At 66.4% G+C, this 23,428-nt stretch carries 17 protein-coding genes; 2 read left to right on the top strand and 15 right to left on the bottom strand.

The window, feature by feature from the left end:
• Positions 1-160: 160 nt before the first annotated feature.
• The 8 genes from IC762_RS02350 to IC762_RS02385 all read right to left on the bottom strand — a co-directional run bounded on the left by IC762_RS02350 (position 161) and on the right by IC762_RS02385 (position 9,794).
• Complete coding sequence (locus tag IC762_RS02350; protein ID WP_195787056.1) at positions 161-1,876, bottom strand: ABC transporter permease; 1,716 nt, start codon at positions 1,874-1,876, stop codon at positions 161-163.
• 150 nt (positions 1,877-2,026) lie between these two features.
• The gene (locus IC762_RS02355) at positions 2,027-3,079 is read right to left on the bottom strand and encodes an ABC transporter substrate-binding protein (RefSeq protein ID WP_246801399.1); all 1,053 of its coding nucleotides are present in this window, start codon (positions 3,077-3,079) and stop codon (positions 2,027-2,029) included.
• A 25-nt stretch (positions 3,080-3,104) separates the two neighbouring features.
• Positions 3,105-4,157 (bottom strand): ABC transporter ATP-binding protein, encoded by a 1,053-nt coding sequence (locus tag IC762_RS02360; protein WP_246801755.1) that lies wholly within the window; start codon positions 4,155-4,157, stop codon positions 3,105-3,107.
• 302 nt (positions 4,158-4,459) lie between these two features.
• On the bottom strand, positions 4,460-4,777 hold the full coding sequence (locus tag IC762_RS02365) for a GIY-YIG nuclease family protein (protein WP_195787059.1): 318 nt from the start codon (positions 4,775-4,777) through the stop codon (positions 4,460-4,462).
• Between the two features lie 142 nt (positions 4,778-4,919).
• On the bottom strand, positions 4,920-6,104 hold the full coding sequence (locus IC762_RS02370) for a pyridoxal-phosphate-dependent aminotransferase family protein (protein WP_195787060.1): 1,185 nt from the start codon (positions 6,102-6,104) through the stop codon (positions 4,920-4,922).
• A 131-nt stretch (positions 6,105-6,235) separates the two neighbouring features.
• Positions 6,236-7,078, bottom strand: a complete 843-nt coding sequence (locus IC762_RS02375) for an LssY C-terminal domain-containing protein (protein WP_195787061.1) — start codon at positions 7,076-7,078, stop codon at positions 6,236-6,238.
• A gap of 34 nt (positions 7,079-7,112) precedes the next feature.
• Entirely contained in the window at positions 7,113-7,838 is a 726-nt protein-coding gene (locus IC762_RS02380; RefSeq protein WP_195787062.1) for a thermonuclease family protein, read from the bottom strand.
• Between the two features lie 219 nt (positions 7,839-8,057).
• On the bottom strand, positions 8,058-9,794 hold the full coding sequence (locus tag IC762_RS02385; RefSeq protein ID WP_195787063.1) for a hypothetical protein: 1,737 nt from the start codon (positions 9,792-9,794) through the stop codon (positions 8,058-8,060).
• Between the two features lie 373 nt (positions 9,795-10,167).
• On the opposite strand from IC762_RS02385, the gene IC762_RS02390 reads away from it, so the two are divergent.
• Positions 10,168-11,007: a caspase family protein gene (locus tag IC762_RS02390; RefSeq protein WP_195787064.1), complete on the top strand. Its 840-nt coding sequence runs from the start codon at positions 10,168-10,170 to the stop codon at positions 11,005-11,007.
• Between the two features lie 84 nt (positions 11,008-11,091).
• Here IC762_RS02390 and IC762_RS02395 read toward each other — a convergent pair whose 3' ends face one another.
• From IC762_RS02395 to IC762_RS02425, 7 genes are all read right to left on the bottom strand, one after another.
• Positions 11,092-14,319: an autotransporter outer membrane beta-barrel domain-containing protein gene (locus tag IC762_RS02395; protein WP_195787065.1), complete on the bottom strand. Its 3,228-nt coding sequence runs from the start codon at positions 14,317-14,319 to the stop codon at positions 11,092-11,094.
• Between the two features lie 442 nt (positions 14,320-14,761).
• Positions 14,762-15,628: an efflux RND transporter periplasmic adaptor subunit gene (locus IC762_RS02400; protein WP_195787066.1), complete on the bottom strand. Its 867-nt coding sequence runs from the start codon at positions 15,626-15,628 to the stop codon at positions 14,762-14,764.
• A 6-nt stretch (positions 15,629-15,634) separates the two neighbouring features.
• Positions 15,635-16,528 carry an alpha/beta fold hydrolase gene (locus IC762_RS02405; RefSeq protein WP_195787067.1) on the bottom strand — a complete coding sequence of 298 codons (894 nt, stop codon included), beginning with the start codon at positions 16,526-16,528 and terminating at the stop codon, positions 15,635-15,637.
• A gap of 338 nt (positions 16,529-16,866) precedes the next feature.
• On the bottom strand, positions 16,867-17,109 hold the full coding sequence (locus IC762_RS02410; protein ID WP_195787068.1) for a hypothetical protein: 243 nt from the start codon (positions 17,107-17,109) through the stop codon (positions 16,867-16,869).
• Between the two features lie 101 nt (positions 17,110-17,210).
• Positions 17,211-17,420 (bottom strand): cold-shock protein, encoded by a 210-nt coding sequence (locus tag IC762_RS02415; RefSeq protein WP_195787069.1) that lies wholly within the window; start codon positions 17,418-17,420, stop codon positions 17,211-17,213.
• Between the two features lie 371 nt (positions 17,421-17,791).
• Positions 17,792-20,224: an adenylate/guanylate cyclase domain-containing protein gene (locus tag IC762_RS02420; RefSeq protein ID WP_195787070.1), complete on the bottom strand. Its 2,433-nt coding sequence runs from the start codon at positions 20,222-20,224 to the stop codon at positions 17,792-17,794.
• 115 nt (positions 20,225-20,339) lie between these two features.
• Positions 20,340-22,412, bottom strand: coding sequence for an AsmA family protein (locus IC762_RS02425; protein WP_195787071.1), 2,073 nt, complete (start codon positions 22,410-22,412; stop codon positions 20,340-20,342).
• 224 nt (positions 22,413-22,636) lie between these two features.
• On the opposite strand from IC762_RS02425, the gene IC762_RS02430 reads away from it, so the two are divergent.
• Entirely contained in the window at positions 22,637-23,311 is a 675-nt protein-coding gene (locus IC762_RS02430) for a Crp/Fnr family transcriptional regulator (RefSeq protein ID WP_195787072.1), read from the top strand.
• Positions 23,312-23,428 lie beyond the last annotated feature (117 nt).

Consider the following 23,428-nt stretch of genomic DNA (forward strand, 5'->3'; position numbering starts at 1 on the left):
ACACCGCCTTATATCGGGAGGAATGCGGCGATTGCCAGACGGCAGTCCCGTGCTCTGGACGCAGCGTTCCGTAGGGTGGGCAAAGCGCGGCGTGCCCACCATCACGAGCACGTCACTCGAAGGTGGGCACGCTTCGCTTTGCCCACCCTACGAATTACGACTACCCGCTCCGCACTTTGGTCGCCGTGCCGCCTGACATCGGGATCTGGTTCACCGCCAGCACGACGGCAAAGGTAATCACCAGCATCGCGATGCCGAGCACGGCGATCGCGGCTAGGTCGCCGCCTTCGTTGAGGTCGTAGATCAGGACCGACAGCACCTTGGTCTGCGAAGTGAACAGCACGATCGCAGCCGAGAGCTCGCGCATTACGCCGATGAAGATGAAGCACCAGGTCGCGATCACGCCGGTGCGCAGCAAGGGCGCGGTGATCTGGCGCAGCGCCTGCAATCGTGTCGCGCCGAGGATGCGGCTGGCCTCCTCGAGCTCGGGATGGATGGTCGTGAACGCCGCCTGCAATTGCTGGTAGGCCGACGGCAGATTGATGGTGAGGAAGGCGAGCAGCAGGATCCACAGCGTGCCGTAGAGCACGAAGGGCGGCCGCGTATAGCTCAGGAACAGGCCGACGCCGAGCACGATGCCGGGAACGGCGACCGGCGCGGTGGCGAGGAAACCGAGCACGCGATGGCCCGCGATCACCTTCCGCGTCGTGACATAGGCGATCACGAGCGCGAGGATGGTGCCGATCGTCGCGGTGGCGGTGCCGAGGATCACGGTATTCTTCAATGCAAGCTGCGTCGACGACAGCTCGGTGAACACGAAGATGATGTTGTGCAGCGTCGCCGTCGACGGCGTCACCAGCGTGGTGGCGTTCGGCGAGAATGCGGCGTTGAGCAGCGCCAGATAGGGCAGGAACACCGGGTTGAGCAGCACCAAGAGGCAGAAGCCGAGTGCGGCCCAGCGCCAGCCCTTCAGTTCCACCCGGCGCGGCGCGCCATATTTGCCGCCGATCACGGAATAGCTGCGACGGCCGAGCAGGGCCTTTTGGCCCTGCAGCAGCAGCATGGTCAGCAGCAGCAACGGCACGGCGGCGGCTGCGGCGAGCTCGAGCTTCGGCGGATACTGGAACAGGCTCCAGATCTTGGTCGTCATGGTGTGGAAACCGGCCGGGAGCGCCAGGATCGCCGGCGAGCCGAACAGCGTCATCGCCTGCAAAAAGGCGATCAGCGCGCCCGCCACGAGTGCGGGCAGTGCGAGTGGGATCGTCACCCGCCGCGCCGTGGTCCAGGCATTGCCGCCGAGAATCGCGGAGGCATCCTCCAGCTCGCCCGGCATGGTGTCGAGCGCATTCGCCACCAGCACGAACACGAACGGGAACGTGTAGCAGGAGATCACGAAGATGATCCCGGTCATCGAATAGATGTTGAACAGCGCGTCCGCATCCTCGCCGGCGAACAGACGGTAGAGTTGGTTCAGCAGCCCGGAATTCGGCGCCGCCAGCAGCTCCCAGGCCACCGCGCCGAGGAACGGCGGCGTCACGAACGATGCCGTCACCAGCGCGCGGATGGTCTGCCGTCCCGGCATGTCGGTGCGCGACACCAGCCAGCTGATCGGCGCTGCGACAATGCAGCAGATCATCGCCGATGTGACCGCGATGATCGCGGTGGTCAGCAGCGGGTCGAGGAAATCGGGGTTGCTGAACAGCGTGACGAAGTTGGCAAGCGTCGGATGGCGGTTCTTGTCGGTGAAGGCGTAGACCGCGAGCCATGACAGCGGCAGCAGGATGAGGAGCATGAGCACGGCCGCGAACAGCCACAGCACGGGCCGTGTCCAGTCGATGCGGGGGCGAGGGGCAGGGGAGGTGGTGATTGTCGTCATGCGATTACACTTCCCTCGTCATTCCGGGGCATCGCGAAGCGATGAGCCCGGAATCCATCGGGCCACATGTTCCGTGGTGAAATGGATTCCGGGCTCGCGCTGCGCGCGCCCCGGAATGACGACGCTGGGTGTGGGGGCGTGTCGCATCCCCTACACCCGAAACAGCCGCGCATAACGCGTCTTGATCTCTTCCGTCATCGCCTCCACGCCCGCCGGGTCCTCCTTCATCAGCTTGATGTCGGCGAGCTTCCGGCGCCCCACTTTCGGTTGCACCTGCGCATGCAGCGAATATTGCCCGGTGAAGTCGACGAAGAATTGCTGGGTCTCGCGGGTGTGCAGCCAGGCCTGGAACAACTTTGCCGCATTCGGATGCGGCGCGCCGGCGAAGATGCCGGTTGGCCCTGAAATCGTCGGCGTGCCCTCGGCTGGATACACCGGCTCGACCGGCTGGCCCGCCTCCTTCAAGAGCACGATGCCGTATTCATTGCCGTCGGCCATCACCGCGCGCTCGCCTAGCGAGAGCTTCTTCGGCGGATCGGTCGAGGACTGCACCTGCATCACGCGCTGCTTCGACAATTTCTCCAGATAGGGCCAGCCGAGCTCGCGCACGAGCTGGAAGGTCGCGGTCATGATGGTGCCGCTGTAGGCCGGGTGGCCCTTCACCAGCTTGCCGGCCCATTTCGGATCCAGCAGGTCGGCAAAGCTCTTCGGCGCGTCCTCGGCCTTCACCAGATTGGTGTTGTAGGCGATCGACGACAGCCACAGCCGCGTGGTCACGGCCATGCCGTCCGGATCGCGATAGCTGTCCGGAAAATATTTCGCGACGTCCTCGGGCACGAACGGCATCAGCCAGCCGCTCTTCTTCCAGGGAATGAAATGCGAGGCGTCGGCGCTGTTGACGACGTCTGCGGCGTGGATGTTGGCATCGAACTCCTGCGCGACGCGCTGGAACAGCCGCTCCGAGCCGGAGCGCTCGATCTGCACGGCGATGCCGGGATAGGCCGTCTCGAACGCCTTGCCGAGTTTTTCGCCGACCGGCAGATCCATCGACGAATAGAATACGAGCTTGCCTTCCCTGGTCGCGGCGGCGACGAGGTCGGGCGTGATCGCGGTCGGGGCAGGCGCGGCGGCGCGCGCCGGGGAAGCGAACGCAGCGCCGAGCACAAGCGCTGCCGAGCCTTTCAGGACACCGCGTCTGGACATTCGCTTCCGCATCGCGTCCTCCAGATTATCGGCCGAGCGCTCGGCAGCGCGCGGGCGGCAGGGTCAGCCAGACATCGCTGCCCTTGTCGACGGCGGTTTCCACCGGTGTCGTCACGCGCAGCGACGTGCCGTCGGCCGTCTCGACCATGTAGTCTCTGAACATGCCGAGATAGACCTGCCGGGTCACCGTCGCCTTGATCGTGTTCTCGCGTGCGGTGGGCGATTGCGTGGAAAGCTCGATCTCGTGCTGACGGATCGCGACCGGCGCGCTCTGGCCGCTGACGAGCTTTGCGCCGACCACCTGCAACGTCGCGCCGGCGAAGTCGACATGGTTTTCGTCGCGCGCGATGCCCTTGATCACGTTGGCGGCGCCGATGAAGCGCGCGACGAACTCGGATTCCGGCCGCGCGTAAATGTCTTCGGGCGTGCCAAGCTGGTCGATCTTGCCCGCGTTCATCACCGCGATCAGGTCGGCGGTGGTCATCGCCTCGGACTGATCGTGCGTGACATACACGGTCGTGTAGCGATATTCGTCGTGCAGCCGCCGGATCTCGAAGCGCATCTCCTCGCGCAGATTGGCATCGAGATTGGACAGCGGCTCGTCGAGCAACAGCGTCTCGGGGCCCACGATCAGTGCACGCGCGAGCGCGACGCGCTGCTGCTGGCCGCCGGAGAGCTCGCCGGGATAGCGCTGCGCCAGCGGTTCCAGCTTGGTCGTCGCCAGGATCGCGGCGAGTTTTTTGGCGATGGTGTCGCGGTCCATTTTGCGCAAGCGCAAGCCGTAGACGATGTTCTCCGCCACCGTCATGTGCGGCCACAGCGCGTAGCTCTGGAAGATCATCGACATGTTGCGCTGCTCGGGCGGCAGCGTGCGCGCTTTCGACGACACCAGCCGGTCACCGACCCTGATCTCGCCGTCCGATGGTTCGAGGAACCCAGCGATCAGCCGCAGCGTGGTGGTCTTGCCGCAGCCGGACGGTCCGAGCAGGCACACCAGCTGGCCATGATCGATCGTGAGCGAGACGTCATCGACCGCGACAAACGCGCCAAACCGCTTGAGCAGCCCGCGCAACTCCACCGACGCCAAGCGATCCCTCCATCTCACATTGTCGCAGGGATCAGTGCCCGGCCGTTGCCGGCAGTAAAGCGGAAAATGATGACGGCGGAAAGTGTTGTTGCCCTCGCAAAAAGTCGGAGCACCTCTTCGCTCCGTCATGCTGCTCACGTGGTCCCGTCATCCTGAGGCGCTCGCGAAGCGAGCCTCGAAGGATCGACGGCCCGGCTGTTGCAGCGCGTAAGCTCTTTCTTCGCGGCTGCATCGGGGCCGCGCATCCTTCGAGGCTCGCAAGGGCTCGCACCTCAGGATGACGGAGAGGGATGTCAATTTGTGTCAGTTTTGGTACGCGGGGCGCCAGCGCGGCGACGCGCCAGTTGGCTCACCGTGCTCCAATCCGATTTTATCAGCGCTTCCTTCTTCGCCCGGCTCCAGCCCTTGATCTGCCGCTCCGCTGCGATCCCATCCGTGATGCGATCGAAGTGTTCCGACCAGACGAGGACAACGGGGCGCCGGTTGTAAGTATAGCCGGGGAAGGCTCCCGCATTATGCTGATCGATCCGCGGCGCGAGGTCGTCGCCTGTGGCGCTGCCGATATAGAAGGAGTCGTCCGTGCAGCGAAGCATGTAGACGAAGATACCCATCAGGATGGTCCTGGCGCGCTTGCTTGAACTGAGGATGAAGCAAACTTTGCCGTGGTCAACGGGCAAATGCCGGATGTCTGTTGCGTCAACACGTAATCCGTCATCCTGAGGAGGCCGGGTCCTTTAACCGCGGCTTCCAGCCCTACGCCGTCACATTCTCCCCGAGCCACTGCACGGCGGCGTCGGTGCCGCCCTTGCCGTGCGGGATCTTCAGCGCGTTGAGCGCGACTTCGACGACGCCGAGGGTACCGAGCACCATCGGGGCGTTGACGTGGCCCATATGGGCGATGCGGAAGGCCTGGCCTTGCAAATCGCCGATGCCGGTGCCGAGCACCACGCCGCATTTCTCGTTGCAGTAGCGCTGGATCGCGGCGGGGTCGGCGCCCTTCACGGTGACGGTCGTCACCGTATTGGAACGTTCGGAAGGCTCGGCGATGTTGAAGCCGATCACCTGGCCCTCGGCCCAGACCGCAACCGCGCGGCGCACCGCTTCGCCGAGCAGCCGATGACGCTCGAACGCGTTCTCCAAACCCTCGGCTTGCAGCATGTTGATGGCTTCGCGCAGCGCGAACAACAGATGCACCGGCGCGGTGCCGGCATATTTGCGGTAGTGCTCCGAGCCCTCGCGCTCGGTCCAGTCCCAATAGGGCGTGCGCAGATCGGCCTTCTTGTGCGCTTCCCAGGCGCGGTCGTTGGCGGCGACGAAGCCTAAGCCGGGCGGCGTCATCAGCCCTTTTTGCGAGCCGCTCATCGCGACGTCGATGTACCATTTGTCCATCTCGAACGGCGTGCAGCCGAGCGAGGCCACGGTGTCGACCATGAACAGCGCCGGATGGCCGGCGGCCTTGATCGCCTTGCCGATCGCCTCGACGTCGTTATAGACGCCCGACGCGGTGTCGACCTGCACCGCGAGGATCGCTTTGATGGTGTGATCCTTGTCGCGCTTGAGCCGCTCCTCGACCTCGGCCGGTCGGATGGCGCGGCGCCAATCGCCCTTCAGGATCTCGACCTCTGCGCCCATCGCAGCCGCGGCCTGGCCCCAACCCATCGCGAAACGGCCGCTCTCCAGCACCAGCACCTTGTCGCCGCGCGACAGCACGTTGGAGAGCGTCGCCTCCCAGGCGCCGTGACCGTTGGCGATGTAGACGTAGGATTTGCCCTGGGTCGCGAACAGTTTTGAGAGATCGCGCAGCAGGCTGTCGGTCAGCTCGAGCATCTCGGGCGAGTAGATGTCGAGCGCCGGGCGATGCATCGCCTGCAGCACCCGATCCGGCATCGTGGTGGGCCCGGGGATGGCCAGAAATTCCCGGCCCGCGCGAACGGTCATCGTCTTGGTCCTTTTGGGTGAAATGTGCAGATCATGCATGTGAGGGGTTGAGCACGGAGACTATTCCATTGGACGTCGAATTGCGAGCATTGCGGCGCAATCCAGCGTCTCGAAAACCGCGGGACGCGGCCTTATTTGCCGATCGCTTCGACCACCGCGTGCCACACCTGGTCCTTGAATTCGGTCGCAGCCGGGCTCGGGAGCTGCTCGACCGCGCCATCGTTCTTGCGGCAGGCCTCGACCAGCCGCAGCACCCAGATCTCGCCGTCGGTGAAATAGGGATCGCCGCCGCCGTTATGGCCGGCGAGCGTCGCCCCGATCCCGGTGACCTGGTATTTCGCGGTCACCATGCCCGATGATTCCAGATCGGTGGCGAGCAGCGCGCGCTCGGCGTCGAGGTCGGGGGCGATGTGGTGGGTCACTGCGCCGGTGTAGCTGGAGATTCCGACGCTGCGGTCGAGCGTCGCGGCGCCGAGCCACACCGGGCGTTTCTCCTCGCCGGAATCCAGCACCTTCCAGAATCGCACATGGTTGCGGCGATCGGCGCTCGAGCCCACCGGCTTCTCGAACACCAGATCGGGGCGACGATCGAGATAGAACAGGCTGCTCACCGGCGCATCCCTGTAGGGACGATCGAGCAGCACGCTGCCGACAATCTCGATGGTGGATTTCAGCGTGATCGGATCGGCCGGATACCAGCCGGCGGCGTGCATCGCGCAGACCACATCCTTCCGGTCGCCGATCAGGCCGACATTCATGGGATCGCCGGGAATGCCCTGCGCGGTGCGCGTCACCATCGGCAGCGTCGCGAGGCCCTTCTGATGCTCGTAGTGCCGCCACAGCGCCGGCAGCACCAGATAGGCCGCAACCAGATAGACCGCCAGCACGAACAGCAGCGCCATCGCCGCGCGCCTTGTGCGGCTGCGCCTGTGCACGGCAGGCGGATCGGCCTCGTTGTCGGTCAGGGCGTCCATTGCGCGGTCCGACTGCGCTTCATCCGGTCAAGGGTCAGCGCCGCGTCTCGCGGCAGCCGGCGGCCTCGGCGTCCTCGACCGAGCAGAACCAGCGCGTGCCCTTCGAGACCTTCATCTCGATCCGCGCGTACCAGCGGCTGGTCGGCTTGTGATAGATGCATTCGCCGGAGCGGTTGACGTTGCCCTTGATGGTGCAGTCGGGCGACGGCGCGACCGGTCCGGAGGCGGAGGCGAGCAGGATGGCATGGGCGCCTTCCGGCGGCTTCACGGACCCCAGGATCGGCGTCTTCTTGTTGCGCACGCGCCAGTCCCACGGCGCGATGAACGCGCCCTGCCACATCCCGGCCTTTGCCTCGCGCGCGGCCTTCTCGTCCGGCTCGTAGTCCTTCGAGATCCGGGTGAAGGCCAGCGCCCAGCCACTGCTCACCATCCATTTCTGGATGTCTTCGCCGTCGACCTCGCAGCGCGCGATGGTGCGGCCGCGGCGGTCGACCGAGCGAGCGTGGCAGGTCCAGCTCTTGCCGCCGGCATGCTTGACCAGCTCGTCGCGCGCGGCGATGCCGCAGGTCCAGCGCTCGCCCTTGGTGTTGAGGCAGAGCTGGTCGGTCGATGGCGCATCGATGCCGCCGAGCCGGATCCTGACCGAGCCGATCTGCAGCTGGTCGCCGTCGCGGATCTTCGGCACGCCGGTGATGTCGGCCGCGAATGCCGATGTCGACAGCGAGAGCAACAGGCCAGCGGTGAGCAACGTCTTGAGCATCAGCGGTCCCGGCAAAGGGTTTATAATCCGATGTCAGTGCCCAAGAATTGTGCGGGCAATTGGGCAGTCGTGCCAGTGGTGTTGTGTTACGGATGGTTTCAACTTCGCGTCATCCCCCGATATCCGTAGCCCGGATGGAGTCCGTAGGGTGGGTGGAGCGCAGCGATACCCATCATTCATCCCCCGTGCTGCGATGGGTATCGCTTCGCTCCACCCATCCTACGAGGCATTCATCCGCTTCCGCGCCAGCGCCAGCGCCATCAGCACGAAGGCCGACGTCACCTCGGGCCCGCCAACCAAAATCCGCGTCGGCGTCTTCATCTTGTTCCACTCATAGGCCTTGTACGGTCCCTTGCGGCCGCCCTCGCCGACGGCCTGCACGATGCAATGCAGCGCCGGCGTGAAGCTCGCGACCTCCGCGCCAAGATGCGCCAGCGCGATCAGCGCAAGGGCTGCGTCGAACGCGTTCATCTCGTGGGCGATCAGCTCATCCCTGACATAGCCGAGCACGCGGGCGCGGATCAGCGCGAACACGCCGCCGGGATCGATGATGCGCTGCGTCGCCAAAGGCAGCGCGATGAAGGCGGCGTAGCAGCGGCCGAAATAGGCCGAATAGAGCTCGGGCAGATAATAGATATGCGAGCGCGGATTCCTGAATGCGCCGCTTTCGACCAGCCGCTGCTGGAACGCGATGATGCGCTGCACCGTCTCCAGCCGCTGCGGCGTCTCGATGATCTTCCAGCGCGCAAGGTTGCGGAACGAGACTTCGAGGATGTCGAGGTTCAAGGTCGGGTCGAGGTCGTTGCCATAGGGCCGCTCGCCGTCGAGATTGTCGATCCAGGTGACGACGCCGCCATCATAGTCGATGTGGTCGTTGAGCGGCACGGTGACGCGCGGTTCGTTGGCGCCTGCGCGCACCTGGTAGCCGCGGTAGAAATCGAGCAGCGGCTGGTCGAGCAAGGGATCGTCGGAACCGGCCTGGGTCGCGGCCGAGAACGCGCAAGCCGTGGTGTCGCAATCCGGCACGTAGAGGCCGAAGCCGAGGTCCTGCTTGATCTGAGCAAAGAAGCGCGAGAAGCGCGGATGCTTGCCCGGCGCCAGCGCGGTGATGACATTGACGCGCGTGCCGTCATGCGAAGGCACCTCCTCGGCGCTGGTCTTGATGCAGAATTCCACCATCTCCGCGATCGCGCGCCGCGCCGCCGCGGTCTCCTCCACTGAGGCGAGCCCGGTCTCGATGAAGCCCAGCAGCGCCTCGGTGAAGAAGGCGTCGTAATAGGCGGAGCGATGGCGGATCTGCACCGGCTCCCACATCGGCTCGGCGATGCCGCGCCACGGTGGATTGACCAGCGCGCGCGCCGGCGAATGCGCGATGAAAACGCGCGCCAGCGAGAACAGCAGCGTCGAGTTCTTGTAGCCGCGCGCGTTCAGCCCGGTCAGCGCCATCAGCATCTCGCGCCCGCCCATGTCGGGGTCGCCGATCAGGTTGAACGCCGCATAGGTCGGCAGGAAGCCGTTCTTCGCGAACGAGCGCAGCAGATGCGTGCTGGTGGCGCGGATCACCCGGTCGATCTCGCCGATCTCCGGCGCGCGCGAAGGCGCGCTGCCGGCGGGCGGCGCGGGATGGCTGACATCGAGATCGCCCATCAGGTCAGCCACCGGCGCGCCGACCGCGGCCCAGTCCGGCGCCGCCTGGTCGCGCGCGGCCGTGAGTGCCGCGCGCAATCGCGCCAGCCGGCCGGCATCGCCGAGCGCCGGCAGGCCAGCGCGGCGGAGGAGCGCGCGCAGCGGCGGATTGCCGAGCGCGGTGCGATAGAATTGTCCGAGATGGGTGTCGCCGCCCTGGTAGCGCGACAGCACGGGGTCGCAGACATCGTACAGCGACGGGCCGTCCTTTTTGGCCGTCAGCGCCCGGCAGACCGCGCCCGCCACCCCGTGAAAGCCCGGAAAACCCATGAAACCCTTTCCCGTGGAACCGGTTAACGCCCCAAGCTACGGCGATCTTTCTCGGGTTTGTTCCCGAACCCGCAAGTACTCAGCAAGTCCTTGGAAAGCTACATGAATCCATGGAAAACACAAATGTGATCGCAGTCACGTAACTGGATCTTAACGCAGTCAATCCCATGTGCCGGGCGGCCGTATGCGCCAAACCGGGTTGCTCCTGCCGCCCGGCCGGGTTAAGGGAATGTTTGTTGCAGCGCCGCAAATTGAGATCAATCGGACGGCACAGACCTCGCAACCCCATTAAACCTGACTGTGTTTGAAGCGACTAACAGGCGCGGCCTCGCAAGGTAGCGCCTTCGGGATAACGATTGGGATTACAAACGCTATGGACCTGAGGCAGCTTCGCATTTCTCGCCGCACCATCGCCGTCGCCGTTGCGATGGCAGGGACGGTGTCATTGGCGATCGGCGCCCATGCCGCGCTCAACAAGCGTTCGCTCGATGCCGCCAAGGCGATCGCGACCGAAACCACCGGCGCGATCCCGACCGGTGCCTCCCGCGTCGCGCTGATCATCGGCAACGGCCATTATCCGGATGCCAACGCTCCGCTCGCCCAGCCGATCAACGACGCCCGCACGCTGGCGGCGCGGCTGCGCCATGAGGGTTTCGACGTCGACGTGGTCGAGGATGCCACCCGCGACGACATGGCCCGCGCGGTCGAGCGCATGAAGGCCAAGATCCGTCCCGACACCACAGCGATGCTGTTCTTCGGCGGCTACGGCGTGCAGGTCGGCCGCGACAGCTACATGATCCCGGTCGATGCCGCGATCTGGAAGGAAGCCGACGTCAAACGATCCGGCGTCAGCGTCGAATCCGTGCTCGACGTGATGAAGGAGCAAGGCGCCAAGGCCAAGCTCGTGGTGCTCGATGCCTCCAGGCGCAATCCGTATGAGCGGCGCTTCCGCTCCTATTCCCACGGCCTCGCCCCGATCTCCCCGCCGGAGAACACGCTGGTGCTGTCTTCGGCCACGCCCGGCAAGGTCGCCGACGACGGCCAGTCCGCCAACAGCGTGTTGGTGACCGAGCTGCTCAACAACCTCACCGCCCAGGCCGGCGCCGAGACCGCCTTCAACAAGACCCGCGTCGCGATCTCCCGCGCCAGCGAAGGCGAGCAGGTCCCGAGCGTGTCGTCGTCGCTGCTGGAAGACGTCAAGCTTGGCGGCTGAGTGCCGCCCGCATGGCGAGTGGCCAATAGGGCCTTCGCTGCGGCGCCTTCTTCCCTATTCGCTATTCCCTATTCGCCGGCTCGCTCATTGCGCGGCGAACGGCACCGATGCGCGGGCGCGGTAGGTCCACAGTGCGAATTGGCCGCCGATGCCGCCGCGTTCCGCCCCGACCGCGATCTGCCCGCCGCCAACAAATCGTGCTGCGAGGCCCGCGGTCGCACGCGCCGACCAGCCGTCGAGCACGAACTGCGTAGGCACCGCAGGCGCGGCGATCGCCGCAGTGGCAGTGTCGGAGTTGAAATAGTAGTCGCCATAAAGCCCGGCATAGGGCGCGAGTTCCATGGTCGATGACCAAGCGACGGGATAGGCGACCTTGACGCCGCCGCTGGCGCGGCCGGTGGCGAAATCACGCGCCGCCTGCAGCGTGCCGAGGCTGTCGGTGTAGGCGTTCTCGTGCTCCCACAGTGCGTAGACCCGCGCCGACGGCTCGATCATGAAGCCTGACGCGCGGTAGTTGCCGGTCAGCCCGCCCGATACCAGCCAGCGTTCGCCACCGAAATTGCCGGAGGCGGTGCCGGCAAGGCCGTCATAGCCGATCCCGGAATAGGTCACGGCGGTGTCGAACCGGATGTTTTGCGAGATCATCCAGCCGAGATAGCCGCCGACGGTCCAGCCGTCGCCCTTCAGCCGGCCCTGCAGCGCATCGGAGCGGAAGTCGAAATTCTCGTAGCCGCCGAGCACGCCGAGCAGGAAATTCGGCGTGAACTTTCTGGAGATGCCGGCGAGCAGATTGACCTGGTTGCCCCAGAGCAGCGTCTGGCCCGGCACGACGCCCACGCCGCCGACACCGCTGGTGCCCCAGTGATCCAGCGTTGCACCCTTCACCTCGGCCCAGGCATACCAGTCGCGCGGTTCGACTGCGCGCGGCGGCGCCTTCGCCGCCTTGGTCGTCAGCGCGGCAAAGGCATCGTCGATCCGCTGCGTGCCGCCCTTGGCATAGGCCTGCGCGCCAATGCCAATGCCAATGCCAGTGCCGCTGCTCTGCGCCGTGCTTGGATCCGTCGGCGGCGTCGACGCGGCTTCGGGATCGGCGGCGAAGTTGAAGCGGATGCCCGATGCGTTCGGCTGGGCGAAGCTGCCGCCGTCGGAGAATGCCTCTGATATCGCCGAATCGACCGCACCCGAGATCGCCTGCCCCGAATTCTGCGCCACCACCGGTGCGGCCAGCACCTGCATCTGGCGCAGCTTGAGGCTGTCCGACGGCGTGTTGACGGCCTGGATCACCGCCGGCGCGGTGCTCGCCGCGAAGATGGCGCTGCCGCCATATCGTGCAGTGATGGTGTGGCTGCCGAGCGTGAGCGCTGCGGTGGCGAAGGCTGCTACCCCGGTGCCCGACAGCGCGACCGTGCCGATCACGACGCCGCCGTCGCTGAACGTCACGGTGCCGACAGGCGTGCCGCCCGGGCTGGTCGCGGTCGCCGTGAAGGTCACGGCCTGGCCGACTTGGCTCGGGTTCAGCGACGAGGCGAGCGCCAGCGTGGTGGGATTGATGCTGATGGTTTGCGCAAGCGTCGTCGAGCTCGCGTCGAACGTCGCGTCGCCGCCATAGGAGGCCGTCACCGTGAAGCTGCCGCCGCTCGCGAAGCTGTGGCTGAGCGTGGCGCTGCCGGCGGCCAGCGTGGCGGTCGCGGTGATGCCGTCGCCGAAGGTGAAGGTCATCGTCCCGGTCGGCGTGCCGCCGCTGCCGCTGACATGGGCGGTGAAGCTGATCGCCTGTCCGGCGCTGCCCGGATTGGCCGAGGACGTCAGCGTGGCGGTCGTCGCCGTGGTGCCGATCTGTTCGGTGAGGGTGGCCGTGCTTGCCGTGAACGTCGGGTCGCCGCCATAGGTGGCCGTCACGGTGAAGCTGGCGGCGGTTGCGAAGCTGTGGCTGAGCGTGGCGCTGCCGCCGGCCAGCGCCGCCGTCGCGGTGGTACCGTCGCCGAAGTTGATGGTCACGGTGCCGGTCGGCGTGCCGGCACTGCCGGTGACATGGGCGGTGAAGTTGATCGCCTGCCCGACGGCGCCCGGATTGGCCGAGGGTGTCAGCGTCGTGGTCGATGCACCCTGGTTCACCTGCTGGGTGAAGATGCCCGTGCTCGCCTGGAAGGCGCCGGTGCCGGCGTAACTGGCGGTGACGGTGAAGGCGCCGGCCGCCGCGTAGGTGTGGGTGGTCGTAGCGACGCCGCTTGCGTTCAGCGAGACGATGGCCGTGGTGCCGTCGCCGAAAAACAGCGTCACCGCGCCGGTCGGCGTCGGGCCGCCGGCCGTGTTGGTCACCGTGGCCGTGACATTGACCTGCTGTCCGATCGTGCTCGGATTGGGACCGGCACTCGCGGATGTCGAGGTTGGTGCGGTGTTGATGGTCTCGTTCGCAGTGGCGGTGCTGATCAGGAAGGCCGCGGTGCCGCCATAGCTCGCGGTGACGCTGAAGCCGCCGGATGCGCTATAGGCGTGGGTGGTGATGGCCTGGCCGCTCGCGTTGACGGTTGCCGTTGCCGTGCCGCCGTCGCCGAAGTTGAAGGTCACCGCGCCGGCGTTCACCGGGTTGCCCAAGCTGGTGACCGTGGCGATGAAGGTGACGGACTGACCGGCGAAGGCGGGATTGGGCGACGGCGTCAGGGTCGTGGTCGTCGCCGCCTGCACCGTTTGGGTGGCCGTCGCGCTGGAGGGGGTGTAATTGCTGTCGCCATTATAGGTGGCGGTGATCGTGAAGCTGCCTCCGGCCGTGTAGATGTGGTTGGCGAACACGCCGAGCCCCACGGTCTGGCTGGATCCGTCGCCGAAATTGAGGGTGACGGTGCCGGTCGGTTGCACCTGGGGTGGAGGGACGGCCACGCTGGCGGAGACGTTGACGGTTTGCCCCGCGGTGCTGGGATTGGAGTGCTGGATGATGGTGGGGGGACCCGGGTCGCCCTTGTTGACGGTCACCGTGGCGGTGCCGCTGCTCGGATCGGGGTCGATATCGCCGACGTAGGAGACGGTGACCGTGTAGGTGCCGGCAGCGGCGTATGCGTGGCTCGCGATCGCGGCGCCGCCGCTCGCCACCGGCTGGGAGCTGGTGGCGGTGCCGTCGCCGAAATCGAATGTCGCCGTCCCGGTCGCCGTGTTGTTGCTGTCCTGGATCAGTGCGGTGACGGCTACTGGCTCGCCGAGGGCGGCGGTCTGGGCGGTCGGCGTCACCGTGGTCGTGCTGAAGCCGGCAAGGCTTGGGGAGACAAGGCCGAACAGCACCAGCGCGGCGAGCAGCACGGACGCCATCGCCCCGCGCAACGACCGGCTCCGCCATTGCCGCCAACCGGGCGTCGACGACACTCCGGCCTCAACTCCGCAGGCGTCCTTCCCCATCAGGGCACCATGTCATCGCTTGCAAAATGCTTGAAAATACAGAGCGATAGGAAAGCGTGACGCAGTCATCGCGCCCCGCTCTCGCCATGCGACAGGCAAATCCTGCGGCAGGTTGTCGCAACCTAGGGATTGCTGCCCGGCCACACAAACGCTTTCGCACACAAACGTGCATTTGGCAGCAACATGTGGTGCGCTTGCCACAACAGGACGAAAGGAGGGGGCGAATAGTTCGTAGCCTGGATCTTTCCTCACGGTTGTCCTGGCGAAAGCCAGGACCCATTACCACCGCATTGGGTAGCTGAAGGAAGCCGACGCCGCTCGCGCCCATTTCACGGGCAGCGGCGTATGGGTCCTGGCTTTTCGCCAGCTACTTCGCTGCCGCATTCCCGCCCACCGGCCGCACCGGATCGCCCTCGCGCAGCAGCGCGCCGGCGCGGGCGACCACGATGTCGCCTTCCTGGATGCCGTCGCGGATCTCGACCTGGCCGGCCGACATCAGCCCGGTCTCGACCCGCCGCGTCTCGACCCGGCCGCCGCGCACCACCTGCACCACGGTGCCGGCGGTGGAATAGAGGATCGCGGTCAGCGGCACCGCGACGCCGCAGCTCTGCCCGGTCTTGATCTGCGCGCGGCCCGACGAATTCACCAGGAGCCGCCGGTCGCTCGCGATGCCGATGAACACCTGGCCGAGCTGGCTGTTCGGCTCGACCGTCGGCGCCACCCGCCGCACCTTGCCGTCGAGCTCGCCGGCGCCCGAGATCTTGATTCGCGCCGTCTGGTTGGCGGCGAGCCGCGCGATGTCGCGGGTCGGCACCATGCCGACCAGGTCGTATTCGCTCTTGGCGATGATCGAGAACAGCGCCTCGCCCTTGGCCGAGGCCGACGCGCCGACGATCGCCGTCGACGCGGCGATCGTGCCGGCCACCGGCGCCGTGACGTTGACCGAATTGGCCCCGTCCGTCAGCCGCGCCAGCGCCTGCCCCGCCGCGACCGTGTCGCCGGCATCCGCCATCACCTCGGCGACCTTCAGCCCAAACCTGTCAGGCCGAACCTGTTGCTCGTCGCGCGGCTGCACGATGCCGGAGATCTCGACGATATTACCGAAGCAGTATTTCGAGGCCTTCAGCACGGTGACGGCCGCGCCTTTGGGGGCGGCGTCGGTTTCGCCGGCGGCGAGGGTGGGCTGGGCTGCGATGACGAATGCGGTGGCAGCGAAAGCGAGACGCAAATTCATTGTGCGCTATTCCCAGAACGAGGGCCTCCTGAGTATCAGATGCGGCCCGGGCGAGCCAGCCGGCTGCGCCCGCACCGTGTCGGTCCCAGTTGCCAGATGCAGCGCCGCCAGCTCGTCGGCCCGCCTGACATGGCGCACGATCTTCGGATTGACCCGGTCCGCATGCGTCACCGGCAGCATGTGGCCGGCGGCCGGCCAATGCCGCATCTCGGCGCCATCAACCAGCGCGGCGAGCTTTGCGACAATGCGCTGGGTCACATAGGGCGACAACCCGCCCGACATCAGCAGCGTCGGTACGCGCAAGCGCGTCGCCGCAGCCGCGACGCCGTCTTCCGCGAGCACGGCGGCGAAATCGTACGGCAGCTTGTCGGCTTGCTCGATCATCCGCAGCCGCCCGCTCGGCGAGAACTGCTCGCGCGGCCCGGAGCCGGCCCAGAACGAAGTGAAATCCGCCACCGCCTCCATCACCGCACCCTTGAAGATATCCTGCGACAACCGCTCGGCCGCGTCCGCAAACCGCTCGAACAGTCGCGCGTCCTGTGCACTGTCGCGCAGTAACGTCGGCAGCACAGGTTCGATCAGGGTCAGGCTGCGAACCCGGTTCGCATAATGTGAGACCGTCGCCATCCGGAACGCGATCGCCGCGCCATAGGAATGCCCGATCAGATGCAGCGGTCCGGTCACTTCGGCAAGCCGGCACTCAAGCCGAGCGATCTCGCCATCCAACGTCCGCGGCCAGTCGCGCCCGACCGTGCAGACGCCATAGCCGGAGATATCAGGCGCAATGAACCGAGCGCCGCCAAACGCAGCCGCAAGCTTCGTCCACTGCCGCCCCGACCCCAGCGAGCAATGCAACGCCACCACCGACGCCGCGGCGTGCGTCCCGTCCAGACCCGTCATCCGACCCATCCTGCTTGTTGTTTGCCCGCGCCCAAGAGGATGCGAGCGGGGCGGGGGATGGGTTATTCCTGGAAGAGGTGAGGGCGGTCGTGATCGTGATCACGCTGGGGGTGGGGGTCACTGGATGGTGATTTTGCCATCGCTGTGACGCACCCCTTGATCGTTGAATCAGGAATGGTGCCACTTGTTCGGTGTCGTCCCGGCGCAAGCCCGGACCCCTAACCACCGCGCTTGCGGTGACGAGAGGCTGGGGCCGCCGCTCGCTTCAACAACACAATCCTGTGGCTATGGGTCCCGGATCGCGCTTCGCTTGTCCGGGACGACGTGGGGAGGGAGTCTTAGCGCACGATGCGCTTGGCTCGCTTCGCCTTGGTGGCCGCGGGCTGTGGCACAGGCGTCGCATCGGCCGCCTCGGCGTCGCGGGCTTCGCGCAGCGCACGCAGGCGCGCCATGTTCTTGCGCACGGCGATGCCGTCGCGCTCGACCTCGGCGATCGCGCGCGCGCCTTCCTCGGCCGCGATCCGCTGGCGGTGCGCCCGGGCAAGGCTCGAAGGCGAAGGTTCTGGCCGCTTCGCGGTCATCGGCGATCCCGTCTCCAAACACGTCAAAGCCCGCCCAACCCCTGCGGGATCGAGCGGGCCGCGTCGTCATCCCAGTACATCCGTGGAATGACGGCTCGGGCTTACATCAGCTCGAGATTCTCGGCGCTGGTCTTGCCACGCATCTTGTCGGTCTTCAGCTCGAACGAGAGCTTCTGGCCTTCAGCCAGGCCGGTCAGACCGGCGCGCTCGACGGCGCTGATGTGCACGAACACATCCTTGCTGCCGTCGCTCGGCTGAATGAAACCAAAGCCCTTCTGGCCGTTGAACCACTTCACTGTACCTGTCGCCATTCTCTTCTCCAAAGTGCGTGCACACGCACGCGTTCTTGCGCAAACCTGCGCATCATCATTCAACTTGCGATGTTCTTTGGAGGAGGGCCGCTTTGACCATTCAACAAGGCACAACGGCTAATCGAACGGTACCAATATACACATCTTTGCCGGGAATACAAGGTGAGAGCCGGGGGGTGAGTTCCCGCGAGGGGTGACCGCGCGCCCTCATTCTCAATCCGTCACCCTGAGGTGGCAGCTTCTTCAGCGGCCCTCGAAGGGTCGACGGCCCCGCTGGTGGCCGATTCATCCTTCGAGGCTCGCAAGAGCTCGCACCTCAGGATGACGGTTTGGTAGCGAGACGATTAGGGGAGAGAGCGTGCAACGCTCGCTCACTCCGCCGCGGCCTCCGCGCTTGGCTCGCCCTTCCAGCTCAGGATCTCCGCGGCCAGGATCGGGTGGTTGAATCCCTTCACCACGAGATCGTCGATCGGGCGGCCCTCGACGCAGGCCTCGACCATGCCGTAGACGCGGCGGCTCACCACGATCTGGTTGGGTTTGGCCTCGCCGCAGAGGCGGGAGGCGAGGTTGGTGACGCTGCCGATCGCGGCGTATTCCAGCCGCTGCTCGAAGCCGACCTGGCCGAGCGTGGCGTAGCCGAGCGCGATACCGATGCCGAAGCCCAAGCTGTGCCCGCGGTTGCGCCAACGCTCGGTGAGAGGGCCGACGGTGTCGCGCATCTCCACCGCCATCTTCACCGCGCGCTCGACATGGTCCTCGAACTGGATCGGCGCGTTGAACAGGATCATCACGCCGTCGCCGGCATATTTGTCGAGCGTGCCCTCGTATTTGAAGATCAGCTTGCCGAGCGCGGCGTGATATTCGCGCAGCACGTTCATCGCCTCTTCCGGCTCGGTCGCCTCGGTGAACGCGGTGAAGCCGCGCAGGTCGCAGAACACCACGGTGACTTCGCGGCGGTGGCTCGCCAGCAGGCCCTGCTCGCTGTCGGAGGAGGCGATCAGCTGCGCCACCTGCGGCGCCAGGAAGCGCTCGAGGCGGCGGATGCGCTCGATCTCGGCGAGCTGGGTCTCGACCCGGGCTTCCAGCGACTTGTTGAAGTCGGTGAGCTCTTCGGTCTGGGCGCGAAGCTTGTCGGCCTGCTCGCGCACGATACCGTTGGCCTGCTCCAGAGCGTGGCTCTTGTGGTCGACCTCGCTGAACAGCCGCGCATTGCGCATCGCCAGCACCGCCTGGTGCGCGAAGGTCTTCATCAGGCCGATCAGGCTTGCAGGGAAGTCGCCCGCCATCTTGCGCAGCACCACCAGCGCGCCGAGCACGCCCTGCTGGTCGACCAGCGGCACCACAAGCACGGAGTGGAAGCCGGCGCCGACCACGACATTGCGCAAGGGATGATCGGGACTGTCGGTGAGATCGGGAAACGCCAGCGGCTCGCCGTTGGCGGCGGCCTCGCCGAGCGGGCTGCCGCTGGCCTCGATGGCGCGATGGCTGCCTTCGGCCTGGTCGTCGATGCCGATCGATTGGGTCAGGGTGAAACTGCGATGGATGGCGTCGTAGCCATAGATCAGCACGGCATCGGCATGGGTGATCTCGAGCGCGCGCGCGGCAACCGTCGGCAGCACGGCGTTGAGATCGAGCGAGGAGGCCACCGCGCGGCCGACCTCCTCCAGCACCTTCAGTTCGTTGATCGACTGCGCGAGGTCGCGGGTGCGCTCCTTCACCTTGGCCTCGAGGCCGGAATAGGTCTCGGCAAGCTGGCCGGCCATGCTGTTGAACTGGCCGGCGAGCTCCTCCAGCTCATCGGAGGTCTTGACCTCGATGCGATGGCCGAAATCGCCGGCCCCTAGCCGCCGCGCGCCGGTGCGGAGCGCGGTGATCGGCACCAGCATGCGCCGCGCCAGAATGGTGCCGGCGATGGTCGCGACCACGAGGCCGAGCGCGATCAGGAGCGCGACGCGCACCAGCTGGTCACGGATCGGAGCCAGCGCCTGCGCGGTCGGCTGCTCGACAAACACGTGCCAGCCGAGCTTCGGCACGCTGCGCGCGGTGGTCAGCATCGCATTGCCGTCGCTGTCGGTGCCGGCGACCACGCTGGCGCCGCCGGGCATCAAGAGCGAGGCGACTTGCGGCAGTCCGGAGAGATCCTTGCCGACATCCGGGCCCTTCGACGAACTCGCCAGCACGCGGCCCTTGGCGTCGACGACATAGGCGAGCGCCAGCCTTCCGACCTGGGAGTCGCTCAGGAAGTCGTTCAGGAAGCGCAAATCGATCTCGGCCATGGTGACGCCGGCGTTGAAGCCGGAATGCTGCTCGCCGATCGACATATACGGCCGCTGGTCGCGGAAATAGGCCGGCGCGAAAGCCGTTCCGCGGTTCACCGTCTCGGTGTAGCGGAGATCGCGGGAGAAGTCGGCGTTGGAGTTGACGGTATAGGTCTGGCGCGACAGCCGCAGCGCCTCGTGGCCGCCGCCGTCGATCAAGGTGAGCTGGTTGACCTGCGGGACCTGGCCAAGCAGCTGGGCATAGTCGGCGCGACGCAACTCGAGCGTGTTGGAGGAGGCGCGGGTGACCCAGGAGATCTGGCGCTCGAGGTCGGAAATCGCCTGCTCGATGCGCTTGGCGGTGGCGTCGGCCTTCTCGCCCATCGCATCGGTGAGCGTGCTCTTGATGCCGCGGTAGCTGATCCAGGTCTCCAGCGCGCCGTTGACGGCGAGCACGAACACCACAAGGCCGACCAGCGCGAGGACGTATTTGGCGAACAAGCCTCCGCGCAGGAACCAGACCTTGTCCTTGACGACCTCGTTCATCCAGCCTCGTGCGCCCCTTCAGACCTACCGGGCGTGCCAGACTTGTTTAGCACGGATCGGGAGGCGGCGCCGGTTCCGGCCGGCCGCATGGTTAGCTCTTAAGGGAGCGGCCCGATCAGCGGTTGAACAGCTGCCGCAGCACGTCGTTCATGGCGGGATTGTCCGGCTGGGCGGCAGCATCGGCGGCCGGCGGGGTTGGCGCGGGCTGCTCGGCCGTCGGGGGCGCCGGCTGGGGCTGGGCCAGGCTGCGGTTTTGGCCGGGGCGGGGCGAATTGCCCTGGTTCATGGTGGAGAGGCCCTGCTGCAGCAGATTGCCGAGGGTCTCGCCGAGCTGCCCGCCGAGCGGGTTCTGGCCATTGGCACCGGCGGGCGGCTGGGCGTTCCCGGGCTGCGCGCCGGTTCCGCCGGCTTGTCCGGTCCCCTGGGCACCATTGAGGAGGTTGGTCAGGCCGTTGAGCCCCTGGCCCAGGCCCTGGCCGTTCGGCCCGAACAGGCCCTTGCCCATCTCCTTGAGCTTGGCATAGGCGGCCTCCGGATTGTCGAGCATGCCCTGCATCTCCGGATAGATCCGCGGGGCGACCCAGGGCCCTTCGACGCGCACGGGGATGCCGAAGCCGACCGGGTTGCCGGCGCGGCCCTGGCCTTCGGTGGTCATCACGAGCTGCGGCTCGACCCGGAATCCGATCTGGCGGGTGTTGAGGTCGACCGTGCCCACCCCGGTCATCTTGACCAGCGGGCCGACCAGATTGAGGTCGGTGGTGACGGCCTGGCCCTTGTCGATCTTGAACGAGGCCGAGAGCTGGCTGAGATCGGTCGCCTGCGCCTCACTCTGCTGCCAGCCGGACAACGTGCTCGTGGTGAGGTTGCGGATCATCTGCGCGACATTGAGGCCGATGATCTTGCCGTCCTGGAGCACGACAAAGGCCGTGCCGCCGAGACTGCCGACGACGGCGCGCTCGCTGCCGCCTTGCGCACGCAGGCTGATCTTGGCCTGCATCCGCCCGTCGAGCTTGTCGAAGGCGGCGAGGCTGCTCAGCACCGGCAGCGCGCGGACGCCGTTGACGTCGAGCGACAGCGTGTAGGCCGGCTCAGTGCCCCTGGCGTCGATCGCAAGATCGCCATTGGCGGTGCCGTCATAGGCGCCGAGATTGGCGAGACGGGCCTTCAGCATGCCGGAGTCGAGCGTGGCGTCGATCGCCACAGGTGCGAAGCGGCCGTCGCCGATCACAAGTTCCGCCGCCGAGATGCGCGCCTGGGCGTCAACATAGTTCAGCCCGGTGAGGTCGATCGAGGCATTGCTCCAGCTGTTGGTGCCGAGCGGCTGCGCTGCGTCGGAGGGACCGGGCGCTGCGATCGCGATGCGCTGGAAGTCGAGATCGAGCTTCACCAGCGGCTTGTTGCTGGCGAAATCGACCGAGGCCCAGCCGGTGAAGCCGCCGTCGCCGAGCGTGCCGGAAACGCCGTTGAACATCGCGACCGTGCCGTTCAGCCGCACCTCGGCATTGGCCTTGATCGCCGCAGGCAGCAGGCCGGGCGCATCGATGAGAAATTCCGCCGGCACGTTCTGCCGCTCCAGCGGAGGTGGCGGCGCCGTGGCCTTGATCTCGAATTTCAGCGGCTTGTCGCCGGCCTGCGCATTCCCCGTGATGACGATCTTGCGGTCGTCGCCGACGGTCGCATCGGCGTTGACCGTCTCGATCCGGTTCTCGATGCGGTCGCGGACATTGGAGAACACGATGGTGCCGCCGGAGACGCTGACGTGCCGGATCGTGATGCCGTCGTTGCCGGACGAGGCGGACTTCGTCTGCGGATTGTGATCGCGGGTGCGCTCGCGCTGCAGCGGCAAGGTGACCACGGGCTTGATGATCGTGAGCGCGGTGACGTCGGGGTGGCCCGACCACAGGCTCGCCAGCGTCATCTCGGCCGCGACGCGATCGGCCGCGAAGCGGTTGTTGACCTCGCGCTCGGTCGGATCCTGCAGCACGACGTCGTTCAGGGTCACGGTGACGCTCGGCCAGAAGCCGATCCTGGCGCCGCCATTGACCGTGAGCTGGTAGCCGGTCTCGCGCTCGACCCGTTCGGTGATCGCCGAAGTCAGGAAGGCGGAGGGAACTCCGATCGCCGTGAGCAGGGCGATGATCACGGCCACGGCGGCTATCGCGGCCACGGCAAATTTCAGTGCTCTCATGTCGTCGTTCCCGACCGGGCAGGCGGCATCGGATCGACTGACCCGCGGGCGGGCAGGTCCGATCGCGCGAGATTATCCCGCAAATGGGACCTCGCTCCAATGCAGGTAAAAATAATCCGCTAATCGCATGAACTTATGTGATCTCTGACACACTTCATTGAGGGTGATTTTTGCTAACCGGCGTGAGCGGGGACTGCGCTGGATCGATTTGGGAAGGCAGTACAATGAGCAAACAGGCCGAATTTGCGGTCATTTTGAAGATGAACCCGATGTTCGCCGATCTCGGCGCGGACGAATTGCAGCGGCTTTCAACCCTGTGCCACACCCAGCAGCTCGCCTCCGGCGAGCTCCTGTTCCAGAAAGGCGATCCCGGCGACGCCCTGTTCGGGGTCCGCCGCGGCCAGGTCCGGATCGAGACCGGTGCCTCCGACGGCAGCCGGCTGACGCTCAACTTCATGGGGCCCGGCGATCTCTTCGGCGAGGTCGCGGTGCTCGACGGCCAGGACCGCACCGCGGATGCGACCGCGGGCGAGGCCTGCGAATTGTTCGTGCTGCGGCGGGACGACTTCCTCACCTTCCTCGAGCGCGAACCCAAGGTCGCGGTCCGGTTGATCGAATTGCTGTGCCAGCGCATCCGCTGGCAGAGCGAGCGGATGGAAGAGTCGGTGCTGCAACCGTTGCCGGTGCGGCTGGCGCGGCGGCTCTGTGCGCTGGCAGAGGATTTCGGTTCCGAGGTGCATATCTCACAGGAACAGCTCGGCGTCTTCGTCGGCGCCGCGCGCGAAAGCGTCAACCGGCAGCTGCAGAGCTGGCGCCGGGACGGCATCGTCGACCTGCAACGCGGACGCATCATGCTGCACAACATGACCAAGCTGACCGCGGTCGCGCGCAACGACTAAGCCGAATCCGCTTCTGCACTCATCGCTTGCACACGCGCGAGATGACAGCACCTCGCGCGTGTGCGCATGCATTGTGCGTTCGGCTGCACAAAAGACTTGCTTGCCGGAACCGGCAGG

This window comes from Bradyrhizobium genosp. L (assembly GCF_015624485.1).
Lineage (GTDB): Bacteria > Pseudomonadota > Alphaproteobacteria > Rhizobiales > Xanthobacteraceae > Bradyrhizobium.

Excerpts from the sequence above, each read along its gene's own strand:
- IC762_RS02350 (WP_195787056.1), bottom strand. The coding sequence starts at position 1,876 with ATGACGACAATCACCACCTCCCCTGCCCCTCGCCCCCGCATCGACTGG.
- IC762_RS02355 (WP_246801399.1), bottom strand. The coding sequence starts at position 3,079 with ATGTCCAGACGCGGTGTCCTGAAAGGCTCGGCAGCGCTTGTGCTCGGC.
- IC762_RS02365 (WP_195787059.1), bottom strand. The coding sequence starts at position 4,777 with ATGGGTATCTTCGTCTACATGCTTCGCTGCACGGACGACTCCTTCTAT.
- IC762_RS02370 (WP_195787060.1), bottom strand. The coding sequence starts at position 6,104 with ATGACCGTTCGCGCGGGCCGGGAATTTCTGGCCATCCCCGGGCCCACC.
- IC762_RS02375 (WP_195787061.1), bottom strand. The coding sequence starts at position 7,078 with ATGGACGCCCTGACCGACAACGAGGCCGATCCGCCTGCCGTGCACAGG.
- IC762_RS02380 (WP_195787062.1), bottom strand. The coding sequence starts at position 7,838 with ATGCTCAAGACGTTGCTCACCGCTGGCCTGTTGCTCTCGCTGTCGACA.
- IC762_RS02385 (WP_195787063.1), bottom strand. The coding sequence starts at position 9,794 with ATGGGTTTTCCGGGCTTTCACGGGGTGGCGGGCGCGGTCTGCCGGGCG.
- IC762_RS02390 (WP_195787064.1), top strand. The coding sequence starts at position 10,168 with ATGGACCTGAGGCAGCTTCGCATTTCTCGCCGCACCATCGCCGTCGCC.
- IC762_RS02400 (WP_195787066.1), bottom strand. The coding sequence starts at position 15,628 with ATGAATTTGCGTCTCGCTTTCGCTGCCACCGCATTCGTCATCGCAGCC.
- IC762_RS02405 (WP_195787067.1), bottom strand. The coding sequence starts at position 16,528 with ATGACGGGTCTGGACGGGACGCACGCCGCGGCGTCGGTGGTGGCGTTG.
- IC762_RS02410 (WP_195787068.1), bottom strand. The coding sequence starts at position 17,109 with ATGACCGCGAAGCGGCCAGAACCTTCGCCTTCGAGCCTTGCCCGGGCG.
- IC762_RS02415 (WP_195787069.1), bottom strand. The coding sequence starts at position 17,420 with ATGGCGACAGGTACAGTGAAGTGGTTCAACGGCCAGAAGGGCTTTGGT.
- IC762_RS02420 (WP_195787070.1), bottom strand. The coding sequence starts at position 20,224 with ATGAACGAGGTCGTCAAGGACAAGGTCTGGTTCCTGCGCGGAGGCTTG.
- IC762_RS02425 (WP_195787071.1), bottom strand. The coding sequence starts at position 22,412 with ATGAGAGCACTGAAATTTGCCGTGGCCGCGATAGCCGCCGTGGCCGTG.
- IC762_RS02430 (WP_195787072.1), top strand. The coding sequence starts at position 22,637 with ATGAGCAAACAGGCCGAATTTGCGGTCATTTTGAAGATGAACCCGATG.